The following is a 9,035-nucleotide window of genomic DNA, read 5'->3' as shown; positions in this document are numbered from 1 at the left end:
TGGTAGAGCGCACCCTTGGTAAGGGTGAGGTCCCCAGTTCGACTCTGGGTATCAGCACCACTTTATTTAAAGTGGGTTTAGAAGTTCGGCAGAAAAAAGAATTTGCTTGGCGGCAATAGCGCGGTGGTCCCACCTGACCCCATGCCGAACTCAGAAGTGAAACGCCGTAGCGCCGATGGTAGTGTGGGGTCTCCCCATGCGAGAGTAGGACACTGCCAAGCATCAAATAAGCCAAGAGGCCATCCGAAAGGATGGCCTTTTTGCTTTTCAGTCCCTTTACTCCCCCTCCTCATATCTTGGCGCAGAGCGCGCAATGAAACATTTTCACCTTTTCGCCGAATGCTCGACATCGACGGAAAAAAACGCTATCTTCGGGCATCTAGAAGTCTAAACGTATAAATGGATGTGTGAGGGTTAAGCAATGCCGATTCGTGTTCCTGATGAGTTACCTGCGGTCAATTTCTTGCGCGGTGAGAATGTCTTCGTGATGACATCCTCGCGGGCAAAAACACAGGAAATCAGGCCACTGAAAGTGCTGATCCTCAACCTGATGCCAAAGAAGATCGAAACGGAAAACCAGTTTTTGCGCCTGCTGTCCAACTCGCCGCTGCAGATTGATATCCAGCTGCTGCGTATCGATAGCCGCGAATCGAAGAACACGCCGGCCGAGCATCTGAATAACTTCTACTGCGACTTCGAGGATATCCAGAACGAGAACTTCGATGGTTTGATCGTTACCGGCGCGCCGCTGGGGCTGGTCGATTTCTGCGATGTTGCCTACTGGCCGCAGATCGAACGGGTGATTGACTGGGCTAAGAACCACGTTACCTCCACGCTGTTCGTTTGCTGGGCGGTACAGGCGGCGTTGAACATCCTGTACGGCATTCCCAAGATGACGCGCGAGGTGAAGCTCTCCGGCGTTTATCCGCACCAAACGCTGCAGCAGCATGCGTTGCTGACGCGCGGCTTCGACGAAAGCTTCCTGGCGCCGCATTCACGCTATGCCGATTTCCCGACCGAAGTGATTCGCCAATATACCGACCTGGACATCCTGGCCGAATCCGAGCAGGCCGGCGCCTACCTGTTTGCCAGCAGGGACAAGCGCCTGGCGTTTGTCACCGGCCATCCGGAATACGATACGCTGACCCTGGCAGGAGAGTATTGTCGCGACAACGAAGCCGGCCTCGATCCTGCCGTTCCACTCAACTACTTCCCCGATGACAACCCCTCACTGACACCGAAAGCCACCTGGCGCAGCCATGGCCATCTGCTGTTTTCCAACTGGCTCAACTATTACGTCTACCAGATCACGCCGTACGATCTGCGCCATATGAATCCGACGCTCGACTGATCTTTTCTGCTCGCCGGCGGCTGAATCGAGGCCGCCGCGCCGTTGATCCTCTGAACGATCCTCTTTTTCTCCGTCACACCTCCTTAAAATCAATTGTTAACCAAGGTGTTAGCGCATCTTTATCACTCTGGTGGAAGCGATTTCCTTACCGGTCATTATTGTTATTTTATATAACTAATTGATAATAAAGTGTTAATAAAATATTTAATAATAAAATGGAAATGGTTTTTGATTTTTATTTTTTGTTGAGTATTCTTAGAGCTATCGGGATGAGATCTGACCAGTTGAGGATCGTTTCATCCACCCTGATCCACAGTGATTTCTGATGAAAATGCGCCGGTCGCGCGAGCGCAACGATGGGAAGGAGCAAGGTCATGACGCAACAGATAGCAGGCACGGAGTTAAGGTTTACGCAGGGTTTCGCCGCAGCGGAGCGCCAGGTGTTGACCGATGAAGCGGTTGAATTCCTGGCGGAACTGGTGGGGAAATTCACGCCGCGGCGCAACGAGCTGCTGGCGGCGCGTGTCCGCTGGCAGCAAAATATCGATCGCGGCGAACTGCCGGGATTTATTTCGGAAACCACTTCCATTCGTGAAGGTGACTGGCAGATCCGCGGCATTCCGCAAGATCTGCGTGACCGCCGGGTCGAGATCACCGGGCCGGTTGAGCGCAAGATGGTGATCAATGCGCTTAATGCCAACGTAAAAGTGTTCATGGCGGACTTCGAAGACTCGCTGGCGCCAAGCTGGGACAAAATCATCGACGGCCAAATCAACCTGCACGATGCAGTTAACGGCACCATTTCCTACACCAATGAAGCCGGCAAAATCTACCAGCTGAAACCGAACCCGGCGGTATTGATCGCTCGCGTGCGCGGCCTGCATTTGCCGGAAAAACACGTGCTGTGGCGTGATGAAGCCATTCCCGGCGGCCTGTTCGATTTCGCGCTGTACTTCTACCACAACTATCGCCAACTGTTGGCCAAGGGCAGCGGCCCATATTTCTATCTGCCGAAAACCCAGTCCTGGGAAGAGGCGGCCTGGTGGAGCGATGTCTTCAGCTTTACCGAGGATCGTTTCGATCTGCCGCGCGGCACCATCAAAGCGACCGTGCTGATCGAAACCCTGCCGGCGGTGTTCCAGATGGACGAAATTCTCTACCACCTGCGCGACCACATCGTCGGCCTGAACTGCGGCCGCTGGGATTACATCTTCAGCTACATCAAAACGCTGAAGAATCATGGCGATCGCGTGCTGCCTGATCGTCAGTCGGTGACCATGGAGAAACCTTTCCTCAGCGCCTATTCGCGTCTGTTGATCAAAACCTGTCATAAGCGCGGCGCGTTCGCCATGGGCGGTATGGCGGCGTTTATCCCGAGCAAAGACGCCGAGAAAAATGACTGGGTGTTGAATAAGGTACGGGCGGACAAAGAGCTGGAAGCCAGCAACGGCCATGACGGCACCTGGGTGGCGCACCCGGGGCTGGCGGATACGGTGATGGAGGTATTCGGCAAAGCATTGGGCGATCGCCAGAACCAGCTGGAGGTGCTGCGTGAGCAAGACGCGCCGATCAGCGCCGCACAGCTGCTGGAACCGTGCGACGGCGAACGCACCGAGGCGGGGATGCGCGCCAATATCCGCGTGGCGGTGCAGTACATCGAAGCCTGGATCTCCGGCAACGGTTGCGTACCAATTTACGGTTTGATGGAAGATGCGGCGACGGCGGAGATCTCCCGTACGTCAATCTGGCAGTGGATCCACCACGAGAAGAGCCTGAGCGACGGGCGTCCGGTCACCAAGGCGCTGTTCCGCCAGATGCTGCAAGAAGAGATGTTGGTGGTGCGTGAAGAAGTGGGGGAAGCGCGCTTTAACGCCGGCCGGTTCGAAGAGGCGGCGCGCCTGATGGAGCGCATCACCACGCAAGATGAGTTAATCGATTTCCTGACGCTGCCCGGCTATGCGCTGCTGGCCTGAATTTTCCCAATCAACCCTACATGACTGAAAGGATAAAAATTATGTCTACCTCTCGCTCTCAACAGATCCAGCAGCTGGAACAGGAATGGAAATCGGCCCGTTGGGAAGGCATCACTCGCCCTTACAGCGCCGAAGACGTGATCAACCTGCGCGGTTCGGTCAACCCGGAATGCACCCTGGCGCAAAACGGCGCCGCCAAACTGTGGGCATTGTTGAATGGCAAGGCGCGCAAAGGCTACGTGAACTGCCTGGGCGCGCTGACCGGTGGCCAGGCGCTGCAGCAGGCCAAAGCCGGCGTCGAGGCTATCTACCTGTCAGGCTGGCAGGTGGCGGCGGACGCCAACAGCGCGGCGGCCATGTACCCTGACCAGTCGCTGTATCCGGTGGACTCGGTGCCGAAGGTCGTCGAGCGCATCAACAATACCTTCCGCCGCGCCGATCAGATCCAATGGGCTAACCAGATTGAGCCGGGCAGCAAAGGCTACACCGATTATTTCCTGCCGATCGTCGCCGATGCGGAAGCCGGCTTCGGCGGCGTGCTGAACGCCTTCGAGCTGATGAAAGCGATGATCACCGCCGGCGCCGCCGGGGTACACTTTGAAGACCAGCTGGCGGCGGTGAAGAAATGCGGCCATATGGGCGGCAAAGTGCTGGTGCCGACGCAGGAAGCGATCCAGAAACTGGTCGCCGCGCGCCTGGCGGCCGACGTGCTCGGCGTGCCGACGCTGGTGATCGCCCGCACCGACGCCGATGCGGCCGACCTGCTGACCTCCGATTGCGATCCGTATGACAGCGCCTTCGTCACCGGCGAGCGCACGGCGGAAGGCTTCTTCCGCACCCATGCCGGCGTCGAGCAGGCGATCAGCCGCGGCCTGGCTTACGCTCCTTACGCGGATATGGTGTGGTGCGAAACCTCAACGCCGGATCTGGATGCCGCTCAGCGCTTCGCCGACGCCATCCACGCCAAATACCCGGGTAAGCTGCTGGCCTACAACTGCTCGCCGTCGTTCAACTGGAAGAAGAACCTCGACGACCAGACCATCGCTCGCTTCCAGCAGGCGCTGTCGGATATGGGCTACAAATATCAGTTCATCACGCTGGCGGGCATCCACAGCATGTGGTTCAACATGTTCGATCTGGCGCACGCCTATGCGCAGGGCGAGGGCATGAAACACTACGTCGAGAAGGTGCAGCAGGCGGAGTTCGCCGCGGTGGATCGCGGCTACACCTTCGCGTCGCACCAGCAAGAGGTGGGCACCGGCTACTTCGACAAGGTCACCACCATCATTCAGGGCGGCGCCTCTTCGGTCACCGCGCTGACCGGTTCGACGGAAGAACAGCAGTTCTGATGCGGCAAGCTTGAAGACGTTCCACCCGGAGCCTGCATGCGCAGGCTTCTTTTTCTGGCGGGGGTAAGGATGGCGGCAAAACTGGAGTTGTTGATCGCACAGACGATCCTGCAGGGCTTCGATGCGCAGTACGGCCGCTTTCTGGAAGTGACCGCCGGCGCGCAGCAGCGCTTCGAGCAGGCGGACTGGCCGGCGGTGCAGCAGGCGATGAAAAAGCGCATCCATCTGTACGACCATCACGTCGGCCTGGTGGTGGAGCAGCTCAAATGCATCACCGGGCAGAAATACTTCGACGCCGACTTCCCCAGCCGGGTCAAAGCAGTCTATATCGACCTGCTGCCGGACTATCCGCGTTTCGAGATCGCCGAAAGCTTCTTTAACTCGGTCTACTGCAGGCTGTTCAAGCACCGCGATCTGACGCCGGACAAGCTGTTCGTCTTCAGTTCGCAGCCGGAGCGGCGCTTTCGCGACATCCCGCGTCCGCTGGCGCGCGATTTTACTCCCCATGGCGATCTGCCGGCGATGCTGCGCAGCGTACTGAGCGATCTGCCGCTGCGGCTGCTGTGGGAGGATTTGACGCGCGATATTCGCTACATCACTCAGGCGCTGCAACGCGCCTTCAGCGCACAGCAGCTGGCGGGTGCAACCTTCCAGATCGCCAACGAACTGTTCTACCGCAACAAGGCCGCCTGGCTGGTCGGCAAGCTGCGCCTGGCCGACGGCGTTTATCCGTTCTTGCTGCCTATCCACCACAGCGAATCGGGCGCGCTGTTTATCGACGCCTGCCTGACCGGTAAGGCCGAGGCCAGCATTGTCTTCGGCTTCGCTCGTTCTTATTTCATGGTCTACGCGCCGCTGCCGGCGGCGATGGTGGAGTGGCTGCGCGAGATCCTGCCGGGCAAAACCACCGCCGAGCTGTACATGGCGATCGGCTGCCAGAAGCACGGCAAAACCGAATGCTATCGCGAATACCTGACCTTTATGGCGCAGTCGCAGGAGCAATTTATCATCGCGCCGGGGGTGAAGGGCATGGTGATGCTGGTGTTCACCTTGCCGTCCTTCGATCGGGTATTCAAAGTGATCAAGGACGAGTTCGCCCCGCAAAAAGAGGTGACGCAGGCGCAGGTGATGGCCTGCTATCAGCTGGTGAAAGAGCACGATCGCGTCGGGCGCATGGCGGATACCCAAGAGTACGAGAATTTCGTCGTCGACAAGGCGCGCCTCAGCCCGGTGCTGTTGGCGGAACTGCAGCGCGAAGTGCCGGGCAAACTGGAAGATCTCGGCGATCGCATCGTGATCAAGCACCTGTATATGGAACGGCGTATGACGCCGCTGAATCTGTATCTGGAGCAGGCCAACGACCAGCAGATGCGCGATGCGATCGAAGAGTACGGTAATGCCATCAAGCAGCTGGCCGCCGCCAATATCTTCCCCGGTGACATGCTGTTCAAGAACTTTGGCGTGACGCGCCACGGGCGGGTGGTGTTCTACGACTACGACGAAATTTGCTACATGACCGAGGTTAACTTCCGCGACATTCCTCCGCCGCGCTATCCGGAGGACGAGCTGGCCAGCGAACCGTGGTACAGCATCGCGCCCAACGACGTATTCCCGGAAGAGTTCCGCCACTTCCTGTGCGGCGATCGGCGCATTCGGCAGGTGTTTGAAGAGCTGCACAGCGATCTGTTTACGGCTGAGTATTGGCGCGGGTTGCAGCAGCGCATCCGCGAGGGGCACGTGGAAGACGTGTTCGCTTACCGCAAGAAGCAGCGGTTCAGCCAGCGCAGCGGGGCGGCGCTGCCGGCCGCCACCGCTGCGATGTAAATCAGGCCTGGGCGCCCGCGACGGCGGCGCGCGCCAGTTCGGTGATGCGGGCGTAGTCGCCGCTTTCCAGCGCGTCCGCCGGCACCAGCCAGGAGCCGCCGATGCACAGTACGCTTTTCAGCGCCAGGTAGCTGCGGTAGTTGTCCGGCGAGATACCGCCGGTCGGGCAGAAGCGCACCTGCGGGAACGGGCCGCCGATCGCCTGCAGCGCTTTTACCCCGCCATTGGCTTCCGCCGGGAAGAATTTAAACTCGCGCAGGCCGTAATCCATGCCCAGCATCAGCTCGGAAACGGTGCTGATGCCCGGAATAAGCGGAATGGACCCGGCGGTGGCCGCGTTGAGCAGCTCGTCGGTCAGCCCCGGGCTGATGGCGAACTGCGCACCGGCCTCGGTCACTTCACGCAGCTGCTGGGGATTGATCACGGTACCGGCGCCGATGATCGCTTCCGGCACTTCTTGGGCGATGGCGCGAATGGCGTCCATGGCGCAGGCGGTGCGCAGCGTCACTTCCAGCACCCGCACACCGCCGGCGACCAGCGCTTTCGCCAGCGGCACCGCATGTTCCAGCTTGTTGATCACGATGACCGGCACCACCGGCCCCGCCGTCAGGATCTGTTCGGCGCTTGTTTTCCATTGGTTCATGATGACGTTCTCCTCTGTGGCCGCCGCCAGGCGGCGATGCGGCCAGGCTATCGATTAAAATTTGATGCAGCAGGCGCCCTGCTCGGCGCCGGACAGCTGGCTGCGCAGCGCGCCGAACAGCTCGCGGCCGCAGCCGATGTGTTCTGCGCTCAGATCGGGTTGGCATGGCGTGCGCTGGGCCAGTTCGTCGGCGTCGACCAGCACCTGCAGCTCGCCGCTGCGGCCGTTGACGCGGATCGGATCGCCGTCGCGCACTTTCGCCAGCAGGCCGCCGGTATAGGCTTCCGGGGTGACGTGGATGGCGGAAGGCACCTTGCCGGAGGCGCCTGACAGGCGGCCGTCAGTCACCAGCGCCACTTTGAAGCCGCGATCCATCAGCACGCCTAGCGGCGGCATCAGCTTGTGCAGCTCCGGCATACCGTTGGCCTGCGGCCCCTGGAAGCGCACTACCACCACGCAATCGCGATCCAGCTTGCCGGCTTCGAACGCCGGCACGATGTCGTGCTGGCTGTCGAACACCACCGCCGGCGCTTCGATAATCTGGTTGTCGGCGGGCACCGCCGAGGTTTTCATCACCGCACGGCCCAGATTGCCTGCCATCACTTTGGTGCCGCCGTGATGCTCAAACGGCTGAGCGACGCTGGCGATCACGCTGGCGTCGAGCGAGCCGGCCACGCCTTCGCGCCACGCCAGCTGGCCATTATCCAGCCAGGGTTCCTGGGTGTAGCGGTGCAGGCCGAAACCGGCCACGGTGTGCACGTCTTCGTGCAGCAGCCCGTGTTGCAGCAGCTCGCGCACCACCAGCGGCACGCCGCCGGCGGCCTGGAACTGGTTGATGTCGGCCGGGCCGTTCGGGTAGATGCGGCACAGCAGCGGCACCGCCTCCGACAGCTCCGAGAAATCGTCCCAGGTAATGATGATGCCTGCTGCGCGCGCCATCGCCACCAGATGCATGGTCAGGTTGGTGGAGCCGCCGGTGGCCAGCAGCGAGACGATGCCGTTTACCACCACTTTCTCGTCCATCAGGCGGCCGATCGGCAGGTAGTTGCCGGCGGTGTCGGTCAGTCGCGTCACCTGGCGCGCGGCGGCGTCGTTCAGCGCGTCGCGCAGCGGCGTGTCCGGATGTACGAAGGAGGCGCCCGGCAGGTGCAGGCCCATCACTTCCATCACCATTTGGTTGGTGTTGGCGGTGCCGTAGAAGGTGCAGGTGCCGATGCCGTGATAGGACGCGGCCTCGGCTTCCAGCAGCGCCAGGCGGTCGGCCTTGCCCTCGGCGTACAGCTGGCGCACGCGCACCTTTTCTTTGTTGGGTAAACCGCTGCTCATCGGGCCGGCAGGCACGAACAGCGCGGGCAGGTGGCCGAAGGAGAGGGCGGCCATCACCAGCCCGGGCACGATCTTGTCGCAGATGCCGAGGAACAGCGCACCGTCGAACATGTTGTGCGACAGGCCGACGGCGGCCGACATGGCGATCACGTCGCGGCTCATCAGCGACAGCTCCATGCCGTCCTGCCCCTGCGTCACGCCGTCGCACATCGCCGGCACGCCGCCGGCCACCTGGCCGACGGCGCCCACCGCCTGCAGCGCCTGTTTCAGCCGCTGCGGGTAGTGTTCGTACGGCTGGTGGGCCGACAGCATGTCGTTGTAGGCGGTGATGATGGCGATATCGCTGCGCACCATGTTTTTCAGCGCCGTCTTGTCATCGGGCTGACAGGCGGCGAAGCCGTGGGCCAGGTTGCCGCAGGCCAGCTGCGCGCGGTGGACGGTTTGGGAACGGGCCGCTTCGATACGCGCCAGATAGGCGGCACGGCTGGCCTGGGAACGGTGGGTGATGCGCTGTGTGACACGGGACAAGGTTGGGTTAATCATGCCTTCCTCACATTGCTGTTGTTATA

The 9,035-nt window shown here is 60.6% G+C and carries 6 protein-coding genes and 1 rRNA gene; 5 read left to right on the top strand and 2 right to left on the bottom strand.

The genetic code is table 11. The features are described 5' to 3' along the window. The first annotated feature begins 105 nt into the window (after nucleotides 1-105). The 5 genes from rrf (at nucleotide 106) to aceK (ending at nucleotide 6,497) form a co-directional block, all read left to right on the top strand. Nucleotides 106-221: ribosomal RNA gene (gene rrf / locus HMPREF3138_RS08780) — 5S ribosomal RNA — on the top strand. Nucleotides 222-421: 200 nt separating this feature from the next. Beyond that, the gene (gene metA, locus HMPREF3138_RS08775) at nucleotides 422-1,351 is read left to right on the top strand and encodes a homoserine O-acetyltransferase MetA (protein WP_038874383.1); all 930 of its coding nucleotides are present in this window, start codon (nucleotides 422-424) and stop codon (nucleotides 1,349-1,351) included. Nucleotides 1,352-1,725: 374 nt separating this feature from the next. Continuing rightward, complete coding sequence (gene aceB / locus HMPREF3138_RS08770; RefSeq protein ID WP_038874381.1) at nucleotides 1,726-3,324, top strand: malate synthase A; 1,599 nt, start codon at nucleotides 1,726-1,728, stop codon at nucleotides 3,322-3,324. Between the two features lie 41 nt (nucleotides 3,325-3,365). Beyond that, on the top strand, nucleotides 3,366-4,673 hold the full coding sequence (aceA, locus tag HMPREF3138_RS08765; protein WP_004936630.1) for an isocitrate lyase: 1,308 nt from the start codon (nucleotides 3,366-3,368) through the stop codon (nucleotides 4,671-4,673). A gap of 69 nt (nucleotides 4,674-4,742) precedes the next feature. Continuing rightward, nucleotides 4,743-6,497, top strand: coding sequence for a bifunctional isocitrate dehydrogenase kinase/phosphatase (gene aceK / locus HMPREF3138_RS08760; protein ID WP_038874379.1), 1,755 nt, complete (start codon nucleotides 4,743-4,745; stop codon nucleotides 6,495-6,497). Nucleotide 6,498: 1 nt separating this feature from the next. Here the strand turns inward: aceK and HMPREF3138_RS08755 are convergent, their stop codons facing one another. Both HMPREF3138_RS08755 and edd read right to left on the bottom strand, forming a co-directional pair. Next, on the bottom strand, nucleotides 6,499-7,140 hold the full coding sequence (locus HMPREF3138_RS08755) for a bifunctional 4-hydroxy-2-oxoglutarate aldolase/2-dehydro-3-deoxy-phosphogluconate aldolase (RefSeq protein ID WP_038874377.1): 642 nt from the start codon (nucleotides 7,138-7,140) through the stop codon (nucleotides 6,499-6,501). A 54-nt stretch (nucleotides 7,141-7,194) separates the two neighbouring features. After that, a complete protein-coding gene (edd, locus tag HMPREF3138_RS08750; RefSeq protein WP_038874375.1) occupies nucleotides 7,195-9,009 on the bottom strand; it encodes a phosphogluconate dehydratase in 1,815 nt (604 codons plus the stop codon). Nucleotides 9,010-9,035 lie beyond the last annotated feature (26 nt).

Origin of the sequence: Serratia sp. HMSC15F11, assembly GCF_001808215.1 — a bacterium.
Lineage (GTDB): Bacteria > Pseudomonadota > Gammaproteobacteria > Enterobacterales > Enterobacteriaceae > Serratia > Serratia nevei.
Note: the sequence above shows the minus strand (reverse complement) of the source record. Positions and strands in the feature narration are given on the sequence as shown.